Annotated in this window: 21 protein-coding genes and 1 pseudogene; 9 read left to right on the top strand and 13 right to left on the bottom strand. The window is 37.3% G+C overall.

From position 1 onward, the window contains the following. Window positions 1-103 precede the first annotated feature (103 nt). Window positions 104-1,201 (top strand): Nif3-like dinuclear metal center hexameric protein, encoded by a 1,098-nt coding sequence (locus OVA16_RS03810; protein WP_267763601.1) that lies wholly within the window; start codon window positions 104-106, stop codon window positions 1,199-1,201. Beyond that, entirely contained in the window at window positions 1,201-1,944 is a 744-nt protein-coding gene (locus OVA16_RS03805) for a zinc ribbon domain-containing protein (RefSeq protein WP_267763600.1), read from the top strand. The genes OVA16_RS03810 and OVA16_RS03805 overlap by 1 nt, the downstream gene beginning before the upstream one ends. 70 nt (window positions 1,945-2,014) lie before the next feature. On the opposite strand, the gene OVA16_RS03800 is transcribed toward OVA16_RS03805, so the two are convergent. From OVA16_RS03800 to OVA16_RS03765, 8 genes are all read right to left on the bottom strand, one after another. Beyond that, on the bottom strand, window positions 2,015-2,218 hold the full coding sequence (locus OVA16_RS03800; RefSeq protein WP_267763599.1) for a hypothetical protein: 204 nt from the start codon (window positions 2,216-2,218) through the stop codon (window positions 2,015-2,017). Between the two features lie 770 nt (window positions 2,219-2,988). Then, on the bottom strand, window positions 2,989-3,171 hold the full coding sequence (locus tag OVA16_RS03795) for a hypothetical protein (RefSeq protein WP_267763598.1): 183 nt from the start codon (window positions 3,169-3,171) through the stop codon (window positions 2,989-2,991). An 11-nt stretch (window positions 3,172-3,182) separates the two neighbouring features. Next, on the bottom strand, window positions 3,183-3,380 hold the full coding sequence (locus OVA16_RS03790) for a hypothetical protein (RefSeq protein ID WP_267763597.1): 198 nt from the start codon (window positions 3,378-3,380) through the stop codon (window positions 3,183-3,185). 100 nt (window positions 3,381-3,480) lie between these two features. Beyond that, window positions 3,481-3,792, bottom strand: coding sequence for a hypothetical protein (locus OVA16_RS03785; protein WP_267763596.1), 312 nt, complete (start codon window positions 3,790-3,792; stop codon window positions 3,481-3,483). A 108-nt stretch (window positions 3,793-3,900) separates the two neighbouring features. Continuing rightward, window positions 3,901-5,604: a peptidase domain-containing ABC transporter gene (locus OVA16_RS03780; protein WP_267763595.1), complete on the bottom strand. Its 1,704-nt coding sequence runs from the start codon at window positions 5,602-5,604 to the stop codon at window positions 3,901-3,903. Window positions 5,605-5,620: 16 nt separating this feature from the next. Next, window positions 5,621-6,046, bottom strand: a complete 426-nt coding sequence (locus OVA16_RS03775) for a cysteine peptidase family C39 domain-containing protein (protein ID WP_267763594.1) — start codon at window positions 6,044-6,046, stop codon at window positions 5,621-5,623. Between the two features lie 2 nt (window positions 6,047-6,048). Further along, window positions 6,049-6,420: an HlyD family efflux transporter periplasmic adaptor subunit gene (locus tag OVA16_RS03770; RefSeq protein ID WP_267763593.1), complete on the bottom strand. Its 372-nt coding sequence runs from the start codon at window positions 6,418-6,420 to the stop codon at window positions 6,049-6,051. Continuing rightward, window positions 6,354-7,205, bottom strand: a complete 852-nt coding sequence (locus OVA16_RS03765; RefSeq protein ID WP_267763592.1) for a hypothetical protein — start codon at window positions 7,203-7,205, stop codon at window positions 6,354-6,356. Before OVA16_RS03765 ends, OVA16_RS03770 begins: the two co-directional genes overlap by 67 nt. A gap of 265 nt (window positions 7,206-7,470) precedes the next feature. Here OVA16_RS03765 and OVA16_RS03760 point away from each other — a divergent pair, with 265 nt between their 5' ends. Then, window positions 7,471-8,028: a rhomboid family intramembrane serine protease gene (locus OVA16_RS03760; RefSeq protein WP_324288509.1), complete on the top strand. Its 558-nt coding sequence runs from the start codon at window positions 7,471-7,473 to the stop codon at window positions 8,026-8,028. On the opposite strand, the gene OVA16_RS03755 is transcribed toward OVA16_RS03760, so the two are convergent. After that, window positions 8,021-8,170 carry a hypothetical protein gene (locus tag OVA16_RS03755; protein WP_267763590.1) on the bottom strand — a complete coding sequence of 50 codons (150 nt, stop codon included), beginning with the start codon at window positions 8,168-8,170 and terminating at the stop codon, window positions 8,021-8,023. The genes OVA16_RS03760 and OVA16_RS03755 overlap by 8 nt on opposite strands. A 150-nt stretch (window positions 8,171-8,320) precedes the next feature. On the opposite strand from OVA16_RS03755, the gene OVA16_RS03750 reads away from it, so the two are divergent. Next, entirely contained in the window at window positions 8,321-8,599 is a 279-nt protein-coding gene (locus OVA16_RS03750) for a helix-turn-helix domain-containing protein (protein WP_267763589.1), read from the top strand. A 106-nt stretch (window positions 8,600-8,705) separates the two neighbouring features. Continuing rightward, window positions 8,706-10,196, top strand: coding sequence for a tetratricopeptide repeat protein (locus OVA16_RS03745; protein ID WP_267763588.1), 1,491 nt, complete (start codon window positions 8,706-8,708; stop codon window positions 10,194-10,196). A gap of 62 nt (window positions 10,197-10,258) precedes the next feature. On the opposite strand, the gene OVA16_RS03740 is transcribed toward OVA16_RS03745, so the two are convergent. The 4 genes and pseudogenes from OVA16_RS03740 to rsfS all read right to left on the bottom strand — a co-directional run bounded on the left by OVA16_RS03740 (window position 10,259) and on the right by rsfS (window position 14,749). Continuing rightward, a complete protein-coding gene (locus tag OVA16_RS03740; RefSeq protein ID WP_267763587.1) occupies window positions 10,259-11,329 on the bottom strand; it encodes a 3-oxoacyl-ACP synthase III family protein in 1,071 nt (356 codons plus the stop codon). Between the two features lie 76 nt (window positions 11,330-11,405). Beyond that, on the bottom strand, window positions 11,406-12,050 hold the full coding sequence (locus tag OVA16_RS03735; RefSeq protein WP_267763586.1) for a LutC/YkgG family protein: 645 nt from the start codon (window positions 12,048-12,050) through the stop codon (window positions 11,406-11,408). Window positions 12,051-12,265: 215 nt separating this feature from the next. Further along, on the bottom strand, window positions 12,266-14,356 hold the full coding sequence (gene ftsH, locus OVA16_RS03730) for an ATP-dependent zinc metalloprotease FtsH (RefSeq protein ID WP_267763585.1): 2,091 nt from the start codon (window positions 14,354-14,356) through the stop codon (window positions 12,266-12,268). Between the two features lie 19 nt (window positions 14,357-14,375). Beyond that, window positions 14,376-14,749: pseudogene (rsfS, locus tag OVA16_RS03725) on the bottom strand (ribosome silencing factor). A 45-nt stretch (window positions 14,750-14,794) separates the two neighbouring features. Between rsfS and OVA16_RS03720 the strand changes: the two are divergent. From OVA16_RS03720 to pfkA, 4 genes are all read left to right on the top strand, one after another. Next, window positions 14,795-15,565 carry a biotin--[acetyl-CoA-carboxylase] ligase gene (locus tag OVA16_RS03720; protein ID WP_267763584.1) on the top strand — a complete coding sequence of 257 codons (771 nt, stop codon included), beginning with the start codon at window positions 14,795-14,797 and terminating at the stop codon, window positions 15,563-15,565. A 45-nt stretch (window positions 15,566-15,610) separates the two neighbouring features. Next, the gene (locus OVA16_RS03715) at window positions 15,611-16,060 is read left to right on the top strand and encodes a protein-disulfide reductase DsbD N-terminal domain-containing protein (RefSeq protein WP_267763583.1); all 450 of its coding nucleotides are present in this window, start codon (window positions 15,611-15,613) and stop codon (window positions 16,058-16,060) included. A 240-nt stretch (window positions 16,061-16,300) separates the two neighbouring features. Next, window positions 16,301-17,983 carry a protein-disulfide reductase DsbD family protein gene (locus OVA16_RS03710; protein ID WP_267763579.1) on the top strand — a complete coding sequence of 561 codons (1,683 nt, stop codon included), beginning with the start codon at window positions 16,301-16,303 and terminating at the stop codon, window positions 17,981-17,983. Then, window positions 17,984-18,967 (top strand): 6-phosphofructokinase, encoded by a 984-nt coding sequence (gene pfkA / locus OVA16_RS03705; protein WP_267763577.1) that lies wholly within the window; start codon window positions 17,984-17,986, stop codon window positions 18,965-18,967. It begins immediately after the preceding gene. Window positions 18,968-19,138: the final 171 nt, after the last annotated feature.

The raw sequence follows: 19,138 nt of genomic DNA, 5'->3' as shown, positions 1-19,138 counted from the left end.
TCATCCTGCCCCTCTCTCTCTTTTGGGGAGAGAGAGGAGCATAATAACTAACCAAATAACCAATTTCAACGATTAGTTAACCAAATAACCTTATTTTTACTCCATGAAGCTATCCGAAATAACCAACTTCCTCGAAGCCTTGGCGCCGCTTAACTATCAAGAAGATTATGATAATGCAGGTTTAATTGTAGGTAACCCCAATGACGAAATTAGTGCCGCGTTGGTATCTTTAGATTGTACGGAACAAATTGTAGACGAAGCCATTGCAAAAAACTGCAATCTCATTATTGCACATCATCCCATCGTATTTAAAGGCTTGAAAAAGTTAAATGGCAAAAATTATGTGGAGCGTACCGTTTTAAAAGCTATCAAAAATAATATCGCCTTATACGCCATCCATACCAATTTAGATAGTGTACACAATGGCGTAAATGCAGAAATTTGTAAGCGTTTAGGCGTAGTAAATACACAAACCTTGGCGCCTAAAACTGGTATACTTAAGAAACTGGTTACCTTTTGCGAGCAGAAAGATGCAGAAAACTTACGTAACGCTTTGTTTAATGCTGGTGCAGGCAACATCAGCAATTATAGCGACTGCAGTTTTAACGCCAATGGCGTAGGAACTTTTAAAGGCAATGAGCAGTCTAACCCTGTTTTAGGAAAAGCAGGTGTGCGAGAATATGCCGACGAAACCCGTATAGAAGTCATCTTTAAGAAGCAAGATGAGCGTAACATTTTAACGGCACTGTTTAAAAAGCATCCTTACGAAGAAGTTGCCTATGATATTTATGCTTTAGAAAATAAGCTGCAAAGCGTGGGTTCGGGTATGGTAGGGCAACTGCCTGAAGCCCTAGTTGCCCAAGATTTTTTGCGTTTGGTAAAAGATAATATGCAGGCTAAGGTATTGCGCCATACCCGCATTCTCCCTAAAAACATAAAAAAAGTAGCCGTTTGCGGCGGTTCGGGTAGCTTTTTGTTAAAAAATGCCATTGCAGCAGGGGCTGATGCCTTTGTTACTGCCGATTTTAAATACCACGAATTTTTTGATGCCGAGGATAAAATTATGATCGTTGATATCGGGCATTTTGAAAGTGAACAATTTACATCTAATTTGTTGATAGATAATATTCAAGAAAAATTTCCTAACTTTGCAATCCGTTTAACGGAGCATAACACAAACCCCATAAATTATTTCATTTAATGGAACAAACAGTAGAGCAAAAGCTAAAGGCTTTATACGAATTACAAAACTTACATACCAAAATTGATAAAATACGCCAAATTAGGGGTGAATTGCCAATTGAAGTTGCCGATTTGGAAGATGAGGTAGCTGGTTTGGAAACCCGTATACAAAAGATAAAAGCAGAGTTGGATGATACGGAAGATGCCATTGTAAATCGTAAAAACATGATTAAAGAAGCTCAAACTTTGATCAAAAAATATGATGCACAACTTAAAGACGTAAAAAATAACCGTGAATACGATGCGTTAACCAAGGAAATCGAAATTCAAAATTTAGATATCCAGGTAAGCGAGAAAAAAATTAAAGAATTTGGTTTCGAGATTAACAACAAAACTGAAATCTTTGAAAAAGCACAAGCTAACCTTGATTTGAGAAAAGGTGACTTGGAAGCTAAAAAAACTGAGCTTGAAACCATCACTGGTGAGACAGAAAAAGAAGAGCAGGCGCTATTGAAAAAAGCAGACAAAGCTCAGGAAAATATCGAAGATCGTTTATTGTTCGCTTATAACAGACTGAGAAAAAATGCAGTTAATGGTTTAGCGGTAGTAACTATCGATAGAGATTCTTGTTCAGGTTGTTTCAATAAAATTCCACCTCAACGTCAGTTAGATATCCGTCAACGTAAAAAAGTTATTGTTTGCGAGCACTGCGGACGTATATTGGTAGATGAGGCTTTAACGCAAGAATTGGCAGAAGCTTAATAAAGTACAAAACCAACCAAATATAAAATTAAAAACCTCGAAGCAATTCGGGGTTTTTTTATGTCAAAATTTACTCATTACCTATTGGAGCACTGAAGGAACCATTTTCTACGGTTATCGTTTGTAGTGTGGTTAAACCGGAGCCAATTACCAAAATTCCAGAGAATTTTCCTTCTACGTAAGTGTTGTTCTGCTTAGTGATTTCTAAGTCGAAAGCATCGTTAAAAACCGTTTGTCTGGATGCCGTAAAGTTTTTTTGAACGTTGCCTTCCATAAAGTGATAGATGCTTGTGATAGAATTGCTCGAACTAGATGGCTAGCACGATCTCCTAACTAAATAGGTTCACTATAATACGAGCAAGCCAGCCTAACGAATAACCCATATAATAGAAAGGCCTTAAGCCTAATATTGAAGCAATGATTATGCTAAATACAATGACTAAAATAAAAAAATATCGTTTTTTCATTATTTCTTTTAAATTAATTAAAGCTCTAAAATTTGCAATCTTGATGTGATTAGTCTTTATATGAATAAAGCAAGAAAATTATAAATTGCGTGTAGGATAGCAACTGTTGTGAACGCATACGCTTTTCCGTTTTCTTTATAGGTAATATACATAAAGTTGAACACTACACACATTAAAAATGCCATGCAAATGTAAAGTATACTGTAGGCGTGGCTCAATGCAAAAACAAAGGAAGATAATGTAATGCGAGCAAACATGTTTTTGATTTTCAATTTACTTAAAATAGTATAACCTAGTGTTTGAAATATATAAGTTTCTATGATAGGGGCTAGGACGATACTAGTAATTATCCTAATTACCATACCCTCTTCTTGTACAGGATTTTGAGGCAAATTTGAAAAGTAGAAATATTCAATTGTACTAAATATTGTACTGTTGATTAAAAGCAGAATCAAGCAAAGGAGAAAAAAACCTGCAGTTCGAAAATTATTATTTAAATTGATCAATGCAATTGAAATGAGAATCATTGAGATGCGAACTAATATCACATCTCAAGGAAATAAGAAAATGTGTGGGTTTAATTTGACCCTGCAAGACCCACGCCTGCATAAGAAGCTAATCCGACAAACTTACCGACATAATAACCTGCCCAATAAAAAATGCTTTTTGGTTGTTCTGCACCACCGTTTATATTTTGCATTTCATCGCTAGATAAAATCTTCAACGATGTGTCCACTTTGTTTAATAAATTGTTTTTCATCTTAATATAAATTATTTTGCTCCTTCTTTAAAACCATCTATTGCTCCGTGAAGAGCATCGGCTGTCCAGCCAGCTACTGTACCTACTCCTTCTCTTATTGCCTTAAATAAGTTCATGGGACCAAGTATAATGTATCCACCATCAACATTTACTGTCTCTCTAGCATCCATCTCCTGCACACCAAAGTTTTTTAAATCTAATGTTTTCATATTAAAAATAAATTTGAATTAATACCTACTCTTTCAAGGCTTTTCGGTTTACGCCTTTTGTTGCAACAGCATTAATTTAGCTTTACTCACTCTACAAAAATTAGAGCGAACAAAAAAGTTTATAAGTATGGTCTATCCTCCAACCTGCGTTGGTATTAGCCATTTCTTCGTTAGAAAGTGGTCTTAACGAAAGGGATATGTTTATTTCGTATTCGTTGGTATAATAATAAGTTTCTAATTTGCGAGAATAGGTTATGGGAACATTTTTCATGCGCAGTTCTTCTACTAATTGATATACTCTGCCCTTCGAAATGCCCAACCGCTTCGCCAATTTTTCTGGGCAACCCGTTCTTCGTTCGCTAATTAATTTATGCAGTAAATTAATGCGTTCTATGTATTCGAATAGTTTCATTTTCAAAGATTTAAGGTTTGGGGCTTAAAGGTAAATTCGCAAATAGATCCTTCGTTCCTCAGGATGATAAGTTCCCGATTTTTACTGATAACTGTCGACTACCCACTGCTAGCTGAACTGTTGTTTCCATAAACTGCTATAATGTCCGTTTTGTTGCAGTAATTCTTCGTGTTTACCTTTTTCAATTACTGCTCCCTTGTCTAGTACAATAATTTCATCAGCATTTTTAATAGTGCTTAGCCTATGTGCTATAATAATAATGGTTTTTTGCTGTTGTACCAGCCAATCTATAGTGCGTTGCACATATTGTTCGGCTGCACTATCAAGAGAAGAGGTGGCTTCGTCTAAAATGAGTATTTCGGGGCTACGGTACAGCGCCCTTGCAATAGCAATGCGCTGCCGTTGGCCACCAGAGAGCGAGGTGCCGTTTTCACCCAAATAAGTGTTAAAGCCTTCGGGCAGGCTTTCTATAAATTCTAAAATGCCAAGCTGTGTGCAAATGTCTATAATGCGCTGTAGGTTTGGTTGATAATCGCCAATGGCAATATTTTCTGTAACGTTGCCGGCAAATAAGTCTATTTGTTGTGGCACTACGCTAAGTAGGCTACGTAACGAATTATTGTTGATATGTTTGATGGCGTATTTACCAATGTGGATATTGCCTTTTTGTATAGGATAAATGTTTTGCAATAGTGACATTAAGGTGCTTTTGCCCGAGCCGCTTTCGCCAACAATGGCCGTAAAGCTGCCTGCTTTAATTTCGAGGTTCAGATTTTCGAAAACGCTTACTCTTGTTCCGTATCTAAAAGCCACATTTTCGAAACGGATATCGCCTATCAACTGCGGTGTGAGCTCAATTTTTTCAGCGTTGCTTTCAATTTGCAGATCCATAATTTCGAAAAGCCTGTCTGCAGCGATCACCGCATCCTGTATTACTTTATTGGCGCCAATTAACGAAGCTGCTGGACCTGTAAAATAGCCTATTAAGGTGTAGAAAGAGAACAATTCGCCTGGAGTAATTTGGCTATCCAAAACATAGCCAGCACCTACCCATAACAATACAATGGTAAGCAGGCGGGCTATCAACTCTGTTGCCGTACCCGAGAAAACAGAGTTTAAACCAGATTTATACACCGAGCGTAGCAGGGTAATGAAATGTGTTTCGGTTTTAAAATTGGTATGTTCTTCTAGGCCAAAGCGCTTAATGGTGCCCAAGGCATTTAAGCTTTCTACCAATTGTGCTTCCAGTTCGGCACTTTGCTCCATTAGCCTGCGCTGTATCTTTTTATTGAGCCTATTGGTAATTACATAAATAACCAAGTACAGCGGAATTACCGTGAGCATAATTAGGGCTATTTTCCAATAGTAGGTAAACATTAATGCAAAGGCAAAAATTACAATGAATAGGTTTACTGCCAGATTAATAGAAACATCATTAATAAAGGTTCGTATTTTAACGGCATCGTTTACCCTAGAAATAATTTCCCCCACCCGCATGGTATCAAAAAATTGCTGAGGTAGCTTGAGGAGGTATTTATAGTAGCCTAAAATTAAACGGGCATCTATTTGTTGCCCCGTACGCATGGTAAAAATAGTTTTGGTTGTACCTATAAAAAGTTGCAGTAGCAGCAATAATATCATGGCTATGCTCATGAGATTTAGTAGGTTACGATTGCCATCTACCAATACGTGGTCGGTTATTTTTTGTACAAAAACAGAAGTGCTTAAACCTAAAATGGTGTAAATAATGGCGCCAAATAAGGCTTGTATTACTATACTTTTGTGAGGTTTTAACAATTGCCAAAATCTCATCTTAACATCTACTTTTTCATTTTTTTCTATAAAATTTGGTGTGGGTTAGCAGCAATATCAATACTCCTGTCCACTCTTTAGTAAAATCTTCTTTGGTTTTACGATAGGTTTTACCATCTGCGGGATACATTATTTGAACTCCTTTTTGATCTGCTTTGTAGATAACTACATAATGGTGTAATTGCTGTTTAACAATAACATGGGCAATGGCAGGTAGGGGTATTTTAGTTAAGCTATCTAAAGCGCCTTTTACTCCCTTTGCTTCGAACCCGAGCTTTTGGCTCGCTTCTATCATACCTAATACGTTGGTGCCTTTTTTATCGGTGCTAGCATATTGCCTAATGCGAGCTATAGGCATTTTAAGCTGATAATGTGCAGCAACAGAAGCTAAGCATGCTGCGCCACAATCGGTAATATCTCGCTGTTTAACGTTTTTTGGCATAGTTAGCTTTTATTAGAAATGATAGATGGGTTCATCCAGTCGTCTACCCTGTCGTAAAGTAATTGCAACAAACTGCGTTTGGCAATGGTAAAATTTGCGGTGAGGCTCATTCCTTTTTTGATATTGCCTTTGTAGCCGTTTTTTAGCTGTAGATATTGCTGGTCTAGCTTGCATTTTACCTTAAAGTACATAGTTTGGTTTTGCTGGGTGATGTCTTCGGCTATATCTATTACTTTTCCTGTAAGCATGCCCCATTGGTTGTAATTAAAAGCATCTATTTGGAAACGAACCCGTTGACCTTTTTTGATTAGGCCAATATCTGATGGTTTGACGTAGCAAAACGCAATGAGCGAGCTGTCCGGTAAATTTCGCAAATTTTTTGATTGGCCTGTACAAAAGATCCGACTTGTAAACCTGTTGGATTTTGAATGAAACCATTAATAGGCGATACAAGTTGATACAATGATTTTTGCTCCTTCAATTGGGCTTCATGGTTATGAAGTTCGCTAAGTTCTTGTCGATATTGCTTAGCCTCAGTTTGCCATTGTGTTTTATAACGTTTGGTCACCATTTCTAGCTCCGAAGTACGTTGTTCAAGGTTAAACTTATGTTCTTCATACTCCGCAAGCGTAACTACTTTTTTTTGATATAGCGTTTGGTAACGATCGAATATTTTGAATGCTTGTTTTTGGGCACTTAGAGCCGTTGCTCTTTGTTCGTTAAATTGCTGCCAACTGGCTGTATAAAGGCCAGTAGTTAAATTACATTGCATCGCATTGATGTGATTGATTGCTTTGTTAGCATCCGACAGCCAGTTAGTCAACTCAATTTTTCGGTGATTAGCAATAACTTCTTGCTGTCTTGGTAAATTTTCATCTATACTCAGCAATAGCTCTCCCTTTAAAGCTTTGCTGTTGTCAACCAAGCTATGTTTGGTAATCTTTCCTGATACAGGAGCAAATAGTTCAATTTTTTCGATATTGCTTTGCATCATACCTACGCTTTTAACACTTACAGTGGTATGGATAAAAGGTAGCGAGACAAGCAACGTTGCGATAGCCACTAATGTAGTGATGTAGATAATTTGGCTGAACACACGTGTTTGATAGATGAAAATTATGGCGGAAGTTTCCAACTGCTTGTCGTTGATGATATGCATAACTATTTGTTAATGTAACTTTACAAATGTGTGTATCGGAAGACAGCTGCACAACAACCACAGGTTATATTTTCATTTTAGATAAAAATCTGCGTTTCAGTGATAGTCTTTAATTATAATGGTTTCGGAAAAATTTATTAGCTTGCTTTACTAATCACTACCTATGTTTCCGCCATTTTTAGAAATGCCCTTTACTTATACCATTTGCTTGTTGGTTATTTTAAGCAGCATAATGGGGTTTTATAACAAGCGCTATTATTAACGTTTGGTTTATCATCCTTATGAGGTTTTTAGGGGACGACGCTTGCATACCGTTTTTACATCTTCTCTGGTGCATCAAAAATGGTGGCATCTATTATTTAACATTTATGTTTTTTACAGGATAAATAGGGATATCGAATATATCATTATGGAAGATGATTTTAGTTTTCCGGTAATAGTGACCATTAGTGTTTTAGTAGTACTTATTGGCGTAATTTTGCCAAACCTAATAACGGGCTTTAAACAAAAAAATAATATTGAATTTACATCTGTTGGCTTTTCTGGAGCTGTGTTTTGTAGTGCTGGCTTTTGTATGCTTTATTTACCTTTAGATGTATCGCCAAAAACCTATTTACTTTTTCCCTTTTTGCATTATTCTTATGAATTTGCTTTTATGGGTTTAATTGTTTTTTCATTGGTGACCATTATTTTTAGAAATAGTAAAAAAACCAATCACAAATTGCATTTGCTGGCTTATGTAATTGGTTTTTTGATGGCAATAATCCTTAGACCAAAGCTAGTTCAAGAATTAATAGGGTACTTGTTGGTCAAATTTAATTGAACCAGCTAGAAATCCATCCTCCGAAGCCAGTAACAGCGTTACCTAGCATGTCAAATGCCCCGCTATATCCACTTCGTTCCTTCTTTTTGTCTACAGCGCCTCCGTTAATCTCCATCATTTCTTCTTTGCTTAGGTTTTTCATTTTTAATTGCTTTTAATTGATTTCGCACCACAATTAGTGCTTGAACAAAAATTGCAATAGCGTAAAGTCAGGGCAAAAACCTGTAGTTGTTTTAAATAACTTGCGGTTGTTGCATAAAAGATTTATGTTGTGCTTAGCAAATTTGGAGATATGAAAAGTATAGGAGAAAATATTAGAGCGATAAGAGAAAGCAAGAAGATTTCGCAGTATGCCGTAGCTTATAGTATGGACATGTCGCAAGCTGCTTATTCAAAGATAGAACGTGGAGAAACTGAAGTAAAAGCCATTCACTTGTATAAAGTAGCAGCTATACTGGACGTATCTGTGTATGATTTGCTGCCACCATCTTTAGCAAGTAGTTTTGACGGCAACGACTATCTGCTAAAACCAATGGTCAATGGTTTAAACGTATTTTTTATGCATTTGTAGTAAAGCGGAAATTGAAGCGTTTAAGCGAAGCAAAATAACTAATGCTTATATATTCTCAAAACAAGTAATAGCTAACTACGTTATATAGCTTTGCTAACTTATACTAATGCCTTTAAAAATACTTCGCTTACCACTATTACTGCTCGTTTTATTATTGCCTTTTGGCGCATCTGCCAATTTTGATTTTAATGCCAATTGTGTTAAGGCTTATCAAAATATTTTTGAATTAAAATTAAACACCGCCAAAGCATTAATAGCAGCCGAAAAAAAAGCTAGGCCCCAAAACTCAATCATCCCTCTGTTAGAAAATTATGTAGATTATTTTTACTTGCTAACCGTAGAGAGCAAGGCGGAATTTGAGAAGCTAGAAGCCAATAAATCTACGAGATTAGATCAAATTAGCAAAGACGATAAAAACTCGCCCTACTACTTATACGCACAGGCAGAAATTAATTTGCAATGGGCGCTAATTCGTGGGAGATATGGTGCTTATTTTGCCGCATCCAGAGAAATTAATAAAGCCAATGGTTTACTAAAAGATAACCAGAAAAAATTTCCCAACTTTCCTTTAAATGCCAAAGGTTTAGGATTAATTAACGTGGTTATTGGTGCCTTGCCCGATGGTTTCATGAAATCTGCTTTGTCTACTTTTGGCGTAAAAGGCGATGTGCAATTAGGCCTTAGCCAGTTAGATAAGTTGGCCGAAAGTTTGCCAAAATCTACTTATGAACCATTTTACGAAGAAGTAATCTTTTACTACGCTTACATCTTGTCTGATGTGGCGAAAAGTGCACAGGCCTACCCTAAAATAATGAAATATACTGCTCGAATTGCCGATAGCAGTCTATTAAAAACTTACATGCAGGCTTATGCTTGTTCAAGAAATGGAAAGAACGACCAAGCTATAGAGATATTGGAAAATAGACCCAAAGGGAATGCCTACCAATCATTTGCCTATTTAGATTATTTGCTTGGTGCAGTGAGGTTAAATAAACTTGATGTAAGGGCAACCGTAAATTTTGATCAGTTTTTGCAGCTAAATCGAGGCGTTAATTACGTTAAAGATACTTACCTGCACCTTGCGTGGATCTCGTTACTAAAAGAAGATACTGCAAATTATACTGCTTATTTGAATAAGGTAAAAAGCAGCGGGGCAAGCTACGCCGAAAAAGATAAGCAGGCACTTAACGAAGCCAATGCACCAATGCCTAATTTGATATTGTTGAAAGCCAGGCTGCTATACGATGGCGGCTACCTAAGCCGTGCTTTGGAGGTGTTAACAGCTAGCAAAGCTAATGACTTTAAAACCCCAAAAGATAAAGCAGAATACGCTTACAGAATGGGGCGTGTAAATGATGATTTAGGTAGGGATGATATAGCCTTAGCCCATTATCAAAATGCTTTTAATGTTGGAAAAACTCAGAAATACTACTATGCGGCAAAATCTGCAGTATTGATAGGTAATCTCTACGAGAAGAAGAAAAATTTTGCAAAGGCCAAAGCTTATTTCAATCTTGCTATTGGATTAAAAGACCACGAATATGAGAGTAGCATAGAAAATGAGGCCAAGCAAGGATTGAAAAGGATAGGAGGGTAAAGAAGCAAAGAACAAAGACTTAATTGCAAAACATCTTTGTTCCTTACTCTTTGTTCTTTTATCTAGAATTTGTAAACTATTGCATTAATGTGCATACCAGCACCTACAGAAGCAAACACGGCATGGTCTCCTTTTTTAATTTGGTAGCCATCAACTTTGTTTTTTAGTACTAAATCTATGAGTGTGGGTACCGTTGCTACAGAACTGTTGCCTAGCCAAGAAATGGTCATCGGTACTAATTTTTCTGGCACGGTATCTTCGTCGTAAAGTTTAAACAAACGCTTCATGATGGCATGGTCCATTTTGCCATTGGCTTGGTGTATAAAAACCATTTTAATTTGTTTTACATCTACACCAGATTTGTCTATGGCCTGTTTTACCAATTGTGGTACGGTAACTACTGCAAACTCATACAGCTTGCGGCCTTTCATTTTAATATAGGCATTGCCATTGTTTTCTGCCGGATTGTTGCTGCCGCCCATAATTAACATATCTGCATGGCTGGCATGGGTTTGTGCTTTATGTGCCAAAATTCCGGTTTTTTCTTCTCCTTCTACTGCTTCTAAGATGGTTGCACCAGCACCGTCGGCAAAAATCATGCTGTCGCGGTCGTGTTGGTCTACAATTCTAGAAAGGGTTTCGGCACCAATAACCAATACTTTTTTGGCATCGCCAGATTTAATGAGGTAATCTGCCTGTATCATTCCCTGTACCCATCCTGGGCAGCCAAAAATAATGTCAAAAGCTACACAATCTGGATTGGTAATGCCCAACTGAACTTTAACCTTTGCAGCCAAAGCAGGAAGCATATCTATTCTGTTGCTGCCCAGTTTTACATCGCCAAAGTTATGGCAAAATAGAATGTAATCTAGGGTTTCTTTATCAATACCAGCATCTTCTATTGCTCGTTGAGCCGCAATAGTACCTATATCGTGGTTCAGTTGATTATCGTCGATGTAGCGTCTTTCGTTAATTTCGGTAATGTCTGCAAATTTTTGAACGATTTCTTCACTATCCTTGTCTATTTTTACACCACCATCAAAAAAAGTGTGCTCAAGAAAGTGTTTTCCAGCAATTATATTTTCGGGAATATAGCTCCCTGTACCGGTAATTACCGATTGAATTTTGTTCATATCAATAGAAAGTTACTTTAAACCAATTTGGTATTTAGTATAAATGTAACACTGTTTAGGGATAGAACAAAATTCTTTAAGAAAAATCATCAATTAGGAATACAAAAAGCTCTTTTGGACCGTGTGCGCCCAATACCAAGGTTTTTTCGATATCGGCAGTACGGCTGGGGCCAGTAATATTGCTAATCATGCTTGGTAGTTGGTTGCCATATTTGTTTTTTAACAGCTGAAAAGCATCTTTCAAATCTAAAACTAGTTGGCCTGTTCTGGCTATTACAATATGGTGGTGCGGGAAAATACTTAGTCTTCTGCCAGCGGCATTGCTATTGCTTACCATTACCGAGCCGTTGCGGGCTACCAAGGCTTCACACATGGTAATTCCTACTTCGGCTTGTTCAAAATCTTTATCGGTTTGGTAGAAAGGAAATTCATAGGTGCTTAACAATTGTTGCAATTCAGGCTCCCAGCAATAAATTTTACGCCATTTATATCTATCGGCCAATTCCAGAATGTTCTCAATAAAATCAACTCCGTTTTCGCAGAAAATAAAGTTTCCAGATACGGCGCTTAGTTGCTCGGCAAATAGAATTTCAAGCTCCTCTTCATTTTGTTGGTAAAGTGGGCTTTCTTCTAAATTGGGATAAGGATTGTCACGCTTTTCGAGTAGTGCTTTCCTTATCTTTTTCAGCATTAATTCTTTTGAGGTAATGTTTTCTTTCATTGCTTGCAAAGGTAAGTATTGTGGCGCCGCGTTATTAAGGAAAGTAGAAAAAATATTGATGTGGCTGAGACCTTTTTAGCCACAGATGCACAGATGGTATTTCTCGATAATTTTAATCGTTTAAAAAATATAATTTATTCTCGCCTCAAAAATTTGTGCATCTGTGGCCGTAAAATAGCGTTAAAAAAAATCCCGAGGTAAACTCGGGATAAAATTTAATGGCTAACTCCCGTATTCTCGTTATTGGGAAGGTCTTTATTTTCTAGCGTCGGAACTTCGTTAGCTTTAACATCTTCAAAAGGAACATTTTCTGCCAATAGTTCGGTTCCTTCATTATCAGATGGTCGCTTGCCAAAAATCTCCTCTAAATCTTCTTTAAAGATCACTTCAGAAGTTAAAAGCTTTTCTGCCAGTTTACCCAAATTCTCTTGGTTGTCTGCTAATATTTGCAAGGCACGGGCATATTGTTCTTCAATAATTTTGCTGGCTTCTTCATCAATAATTCTCGCAGTAGCTTCAGAGTAAGGCTTGGTAAAGCTCTCTTGCCCCCTAGAATCGTAGTAAGAAATATTACCTATCTTATCGTTTAAGCCATACATAGACACCATGGCATAAGCCTGTTTAGTTACCTTTTCTAAGTCGCTTAATGCACCTGTGCTAATTTTACCGAAAGTAATTTTTTCGGCAGCTCTACCGCCCATGGTAGCACACATTTCGTCTAAAATTTGCTCTGTGGTAGTAATACTTCTTTCTTCTGGTAAATACCAAGCGGCGCCTAAAGATTGCCCACGAGGTACAATGGTTACTTTAATTAGTGGGTGCGCATGTGGCAATAACCAAGAAACCGTGGCGTGTCCTGCCTCGTGAAAAGCAATTGCTCTTTTTTCTTCTTTGGTAATGATTTTATTTTTCTTCTCTAAACCGCCAATAATTCTATCTACAGCATCTAAAAAATCTTGCTTTGTTACCGATTCGTGCCCCTTTCTAGCTGCAATTAGGGCTGCTTCGTTACATAAGTTGGCAATATCGGCGCCAGAAAAACCAGGCGTTTGTTTGGCCAAGAAATTGATATCGATATTGTCTTCCAGTTTAATTGGTTTCAAGTGCACATTGAAAATTTCTTTACGTTCGTTAATGTCTGGCATATCTACGTAAATCTGTCTATCAAAACGGCCTGGTCTTAGTAGGGCATTGTCTAGCACATCGGCTCTATTGGTTGCAGCCATAATAATGATACCACTATCGGTACCAAAACCATCCATTTCAACCAGTAATTGGTTCAAAGTGTTTTCGCGTTCGTCGTTTCCGCCCATCATGTTGCCTTTTCCTCTAGCCCTACCAATGGCATCAATCTCGTCAATAAAGATGATACAAGGCGCTTTATCTTTTGCTTGCTTAAACAAATCGCGTACGCGAGATGCACCTACACCTACAAACATCTCCACAAAATCAGATCCTGATAAAGAGAAGAAAGGTACTTGAGCTTCGCCAGCTACTGCTTTGGCCAATAAGGTTTTACCAGTACCAGGCGAGCCAACCAATAACGCACCTTTAGGTATTTTACCTCCCAAGTTGGTATATCTTTTCGGATTTTTAAGGAAATCTACAATTTCCATTACTTCTTGCTTGGCTTCGGTTAAACCAGCAACATCATTAAATGTAATATTTACTTGGCTCTCTTTATCAAACAAGGTTGCTTTAGATTTGCCAATGTTGAAGATTTGGCCACCACCGCCACCGCCGCCGCCACTCATACGGCGCATCATGAAAATCCACAAGCCAGCAAATAACAATAATGGTAAAATGATGTTGATAAACACACCTGCCCACGCATTTGATTTTGAAACTGGTTCTGCTTTAATTTGATTTTCGGCAGGTACGTTAGCTTGAGATTCTTTCAATAACCTGTCTAGCTGATCTGGCGATGCAGCGTTGAAAACCACCATTGGGCCTTTGGTGTTCCCAAAGCCAGTTTTGTTTTGGTATTTCTTGTATTTCGGATCGTCTTTTTTACTGTCTTTAATATAAACCTCAGCCTTTACAATGTCGTCTGCCTTGTACGAAATGATTTTTTGTACATCGCCTGGAATAAGCATTTCTTTTTCGAAAGTGCTGTAGCTTACTGGTTGGGCATTATCAGAATTAAATAGGAAATTAACTGCTATAAGACCAATAATGATGGCTGCATACACCCAAAAAATGTTAAATTTTGGTGTTTTTTGAGGGCGTTTAGGAATGTTAGGCATTCGCTTAGCTGGTTTGTTAGGCTTATCTGTTGGGTTGGTTGAATTGTTTTTCTGTTCCATGTAAAATCTTGTTAAGGAGTTATGCACTCTTATATGTGGTAGCTTCGGCATCGCCCCATAATTCTTCTATACCAAAGAAATCACGTTTCTCGGTTCTAAATATATGAATTACAACGTCTAAGTAGTCTAAAATAATCCACTCTGCGTTATCTTGTCCTTCTTTTCTCCAGGGGTGGGTTTGGGTTAATTTATAGATTTCATCTTCTACACTATCGGCAATTGCTTTTACTTGTGTAGACGAATCTGCATTACAAATTACAAAATAATCAGAAACTGAGCTGTTCAGTTCCCTTAAATCCAATCGCACAATATCGCTCCCTTTTTTTCTTGAATGCCCTGTACGGCTATTTCAGATAGGTATGTAGAAAGGTTGGCATTTTTCTTTTTTACCATTAAAAAAATTAATTTTGGTCTTCAATAAATTATAAAAATCAACACTTGCAAAATAACACTTTTTCAACATTATTTGTTGGTCAAAATCTCATCAAATTATCAGCGGTTGATTCTACTAACAATTATCTAAAAAATTTAACTTCAAATTCCGAGCCATTGCCAGAAGGTACTGTAATTATGGCAGAGCACCAGTTTGCAGGTAGAGGTCAATTAGGCAATGTATGGTATGCAGAACCAGGTAAAAATTTAACATTCAGTTTGTTGTTAAGGCCAAGTTTTATTGCTATAGAGCAACAATTTGTTTTAAATATGCTTGTTTCTGTGGCATTAAATGAGGTTTTGCTGAAATATTTGCCAAACGGACTGAGTGTAAAGTGGCCAAATGATATTTTTTTGGATGATAAGAAAATTGGTGGAATTTTGATTGAAAATGTGATTGTTGGCAGAGTGATCAAACAAAGCATTATTGGCATAGGGCTAAACATTAATCAGTCAGTTTTTGATGGCGAACTTAAAGATAGAACAGTTTCTATAGCGCAAATTTTACAACAAGATGTAAATTTAATGGCTCTTTTGGCTGAGATTTGCACGCAAATAGAACAACTTTATTTGAAATTAAGAGCTGGGCGAAGTACAAGCTTACGAGATTTGTACGTTAGTAAACTGTATAGGTTAAATAAACTTGCAAGATATAGCCACAATGGCCAAATTTTTGAAGGTAAGATAGAAGGTATTAGTGCAGCAGGCTTATTGCAGATTAAACCAATTGACGGAGCTACTGTCGAATTTGGTTTTAAAGAAGTAGCTTTTGTTTAAAACTTTAAACATTAAAAATTGTATTTGACTAACTTTTATAAACACATGAAAAAAATCACTTTAATCCTAACGATGGTAGTAATGACCACCATCAGTGCGTTTGCCCAATTAGAAAACCCGGTTACCTGGCAATATGCGGCAAAAAAAACCGGTAAAAACGAGGCGACCCTCTACATTAAAGCTAGCATAGATCCAAACTGGCATTTGTATTCTCAAAACATGAAACCAGGTGGCCCAAATAAAACCGAGTTTACGTTTGCATCTTCAAAAGATTATACTTTGGTAGGTAAAACCATGGAGCCTAAGCCCATTACTAAATATGAAAAAGTATTTAAAATGGATGTAAGCTATTTTGAGAACGAAGTGCTTTTTACGCAAAAAGTAAAATTAAATAAAGCTACTACAGCTGTAAAAGGTAAGGTAGAATTTATGGTTTGCGATGATAAACAGTGTTTGCCTCCAAGCGAAGTAACTTTTAGTATTCCAGTAAAATAATTCGATTTATTGATAAGTTGTAAAGGAACGCTACGGTGTTCCTTTTTTGTTTATGCTCGGTTTTAATTTTCGGTAAAGCCTACTTGGTTTAGTAGTTTGGTGTAATTAGCTAATTTTTAGGATAAATCTAAAGTAATACCTCTTTTTGCTGTATCTAAACTGATAGACTTTTATGATTTGCAATTGACCTGATGATTAGAAAATTATCGTTAATTTCACGCCTTCAACACAACACACAAAATGAATAAACAAAATTTATTATTGGTGCTTTTAATAGCATTGTTTTCGGTGTTTTTTACCGAAAGTAGCTATGCACAAGAGGCTAAAGAAGACACTGCGGCAACTACTGCCGATATAGGCGATATTGAATTTACCACGGTTGGTTCTAAAGAAGATAGTATTGCCAACAGTAAAATTCCCGCATCAAAAGAAACCGCAGTAGATACAGTTACTAACAAAGCAACAACTACTGCCGCTACTTCAGAGCCAACTTCTCTTTGGGTAACCTTTGGGCTAGGTTTGTTAGCAGGCTTAGCTGCGTTCTTTTTACCTTGTATTTTTCCAATGGTACCACTTACGGTTGGATTTTTTACCAAACGTGCAGAAAGCAAGGCCAAAGGTATCAGAAGTGCAATTATCTATGGTCTATCAATCATTGTTATTTATGTGGGTTTAGGAATTATCATCACTTTAATTTGGGGTGCAAGTGCGCTTAACCAAATCTCAACCGATGGTTTTTTCAACGTATTTATATTCATTATCCTGTTGATATTTGGTATTTCCTTTTTAGGGGCTTTCGAAATTATGCTGCCAAGTTCAATAGTAAATAAGCTCGATGCGAAATCAGACTCTAAAGGCTTAGGTGGGATATTTTTTATGGCGGCAACTTTAGCCGTGGTATCTTTCTCTTGTACGGGCCCACTAATTGGAACTTCGTTAGTAGCGATAAACACCGACTTGCTTACGCCAATTGTAGTAATGTTTGGTTTCTCACTTTCATTAGCCTTGATTTTTACCACTTTTGCTATTTTCCCAAGTTTAATGACTGGCTTGCCTAAATCTGGAGGTTGGTTAAATTCGGTAAAAGTGGTGTTGGGTTTCTTAGAGTTAGGTTTATCTTTAAAATTTCTTTCAACCGCAGATTTAGCATACCACTGGGGCATTTTAGATAGGGAAGTTTTCTTAGCCATTTGGATAGTTTTGGCCATCCTTTTAGGTGTTTATTTGTTGGGAAAAATTAAATTCTCTCACGATAGCGATTTGCCTTATATCTCGGTACCGAGGTTTTTTGTGGCTGTAGCAAGTTTTGTTTTTGCAGTGTATTTAATCCCAGGTTTGTTTGGTGCTCCTCTAAAAGCAGTGAGTGCATTGGTGCCTCCGTTGGCTACGCAAGATTTTGTAATTGGAGAGGGCAGTGGTACTGCTTCGCACGGCGATGAATCTGGCAAAAAGAAAAAATATGCAGATTTTCTTCACATTCCGCATGGAATTGACGGCTACTTTGATTACGAAGAAGCGTTGGCTTATGCTAAAGAAGTAAATAAACCCTTGTTTTTAGATTTTACAGGCCATGGTTGCGTAAACTGTAGAGAAATGGAAGCTCGTGTTTGGTCTGATAAAGAAGTGTTAAAAAGATTGAAAGAAGACTATATTGTGGTTTCGCTTTATACTGATGACAAAACCGCTTTGCCAGAAAGCGAACAATTTTATTCGCAAATCTTGAAAACTCAAGTAAACACGGTTGGGAAAAAATTCCAACATTTGCAGGCAGAAAGATTTGGTACCATTGCACAGCCTTATTATGTGCTGTTAGATACCGAAGAAAAAGAACTGGTTTCTCCACCAATTGGAGTAGAATTTAATATAGATGCTTATCTGGGTTACCTTGATAAAGGTTTAACTGAATTTGCGAACAAAAAATAAATGAGTAAGATACAAAATATAGGGGTGCTAACTTCTGGAGGAGATTCTCCGGGAATGAATGCAGCCATTAGGGCCGTTGTTAGAGGTAGTTTATACTACAAGTTAAAAGTTACAGGCATTTTAAGAGGTTATGATGGCTTAATTAATGCAGATTTTTTCCCGATGGATGGCAAATCTGTGGCCAATATCATTCAAAGAGGTGGAACCATTTTGAAAACTGCCCGTTGCGATGAGTTTAGAACGCCAGAAGGAAGAGCAAAAGCCTACAAAAATCTAGTAGAAAGCAATATTGATGCTTTGGTGGTAATTGGTGGCGATGGAACTTTTACGGGAGCGGATATTTTCTCTCAAGAATACGATTTCCCGATTATTGGCTTGCCAGGAACCATTGATAATGACTTAGAAGGAACGGATTTAACCATAGGGTACGATACAGCCATCAACACTGTTGTAAATGCTGTAGATAAAATTAGAGATACCGCAGAATCTCATGATCGACTTTTTATTGTAGAAGTAATGGGCCGTGATTCGGGCTTAATTGCTTTGAGAAGTGGTATTGGTGTTGGCGCCGAGGCTATTTTAATTCCCGAAGCTAAAATGACTACCGAAGATTTGATTGAAAGGGTAGAGCACGGGCGTAAAGACAAAGCATCGAAAATTATTGTAGTAGCCGAGGGCGATGAAGCTGGTGGTGCCTACAATGTTGGCGAGGTTTTGAAAGAAAAATTTCCTCATCACGATATCCGTGTTTCTGTTTTAGGTCATATCCAGCGTGGCGGTAGCCCTTCTTGTGCCGATAGGGTATTGGCAAGCCGTTTAGGTGTAGCTGCGGTAGAAGGTTTGTTGGCGGGTAAATCTAAAGTAATGGCGGGGCAAATTAATAAGGAGATTGTGTTTACGCCTTTCTCTAAAGCTATTAAACATATTGATGCCGCTCAAGTTACGCCAGCATGGTTGCAATTAGCAGAAATTTTGTCATTGTAATAGATGTAAACCAAGACTAGGCTGCTTTGCTAACAGCTGCTTTAGCTAAAATGGCTGAAGATTACTAACGGTAAAATACAGTTTGTAAATATTTAAAGGGATAGGTTTAAACACCGTCCCTTTTTTGTTTCACTAAAATTTTCTATCTTGATGTTGAAAAACATCTTCATC

The sequence above is a fragment of the Pedobacter sp. SL55 genome, assembly GCF_026625705.1.
Classification (GTDB): domain Bacteria; phylum Bacteroidota; class Bacteroidia; order Sphingobacteriales; family Sphingobacteriaceae; genus Pedobacter.
The sequence above is the reverse complement of the archived record's forward strand: the minus strand, read 5'-3'. Positions and strand labels throughout refer to the sequence as shown.

Bases quoted from the DNA above. Each gene is read 5' to 3' on its own strand.
- OVA16_RS03810 (WP_267763601.1), top strand. From the start codon at position 104: ATGAAGCTATCCGAAATAACCAACTTCCTCGAAGCCTTGGCGCCGCTT.
- ftsH (WP_267763585.1), bottom strand. From the start codon at position 14,356: ATGGAACAGAAAAACAATTCAACCAACCCAACAGATAAGCCTAACAAA.
- OVA16_RS03785 (WP_267763596.1), bottom strand. From the start codon at position 3,792: ATGAAACTATTCGAATACATAGAACGCATTAATTTACTGCATAAATTA.
- OVA16_RS03775 (WP_267763594.1), bottom strand. From the start codon at position 6,046: ATGCCAAAAAACGTTAAACAGCGAGATATTACCGATTGTGGCGCAGCA.
- OVA16_RS03745 (WP_267763588.1), top strand. From the start codon at position 8,706: ATGCCTTTAAAAATACTTCGCTTACCACTATTACTGCTCGTTTTATTA.
- OVA16_RS03735 (WP_267763586.1), bottom strand. From the start codon at position 12,050: ATGAAAGAAAACATTACCTCAAAAGAATTAATGCTGAAAAAGATAAGG.
- OVA16_RS03715 (WP_267763583.1), top strand. From the start codon at position 15,611: ATGAAAAAAATCACTTTAATCCTAACGATGGTAGTAATGACCACCATC.
- OVA16_RS03750 (WP_267763589.1), top strand. From the start codon at position 8,321: ATGAAAAGTATAGGAGAAAATATTAGAGCGATAAGAGAAAGCAAGAAG.
- OVA16_RS03765 (WP_267763592.1), bottom strand. From the start codon at position 7,205: ATGCATATCATCAACGACAAGCAGTTGGAAACTTCCGCCATAATTTTC.
- pfkA (WP_267763577.1), top strand. From the start codon at position 17,984: ATGAGTAAGATACAAAATATAGGGGTGCTAACTTCTGGAGGAGATTCT.
- OVA16_RS03755 (WP_267763590.1), bottom strand. From the start codon at position 8,170: ATGAAAAACCTAAGCAAAGAAGAAATGATGGAGATTAACGGAGGCGCT.
- OVA16_RS03800 (WP_267763599.1), bottom strand. From the start codon at position 2,218: ATGGAAGGCAACGTTCAAAAAAACTTTACGGCATCCAGACAAACGGTT.
- OVA16_RS03790 (WP_267763597.1), bottom strand. From the start codon at position 3,380: ATGAAAACATTAGATTTAAAAAACTTTGGTGTGCAGGAGATGGATGCT.
- OVA16_RS03795 (WP_267763598.1), bottom strand. From the start codon at position 3,171: ATGAAAAACAATTTATTAAACAAAGTGGACACATCGTTGAAGATTTTA.
- OVA16_RS03805 (WP_267763600.1), top strand. From the start codon at position 1,201: ATGGAACAAACAGTAGAGCAAAAGCTAAAGGCTTTATACGAATTACAA.
- OVA16_RS03740 (WP_267763587.1), bottom strand. From the start codon at position 11,329: ATGAACAAAATTCAATCGGTAATTACCGGTACAGGGAGCTATATTCCC.
- OVA16_RS03780 (WP_267763595.1), bottom strand. From the start codon at position 5,604: ATGAGATTTTGGCAATTGTTAAAACCTCACAAAAGTATAGTAATACAA.
- OVA16_RS03710 (WP_267763579.1), top strand. From the start codon at position 16,301: ATGAATAAACAAAATTTATTATTGGTGCTTTTAATAGCATTGTTTTCG.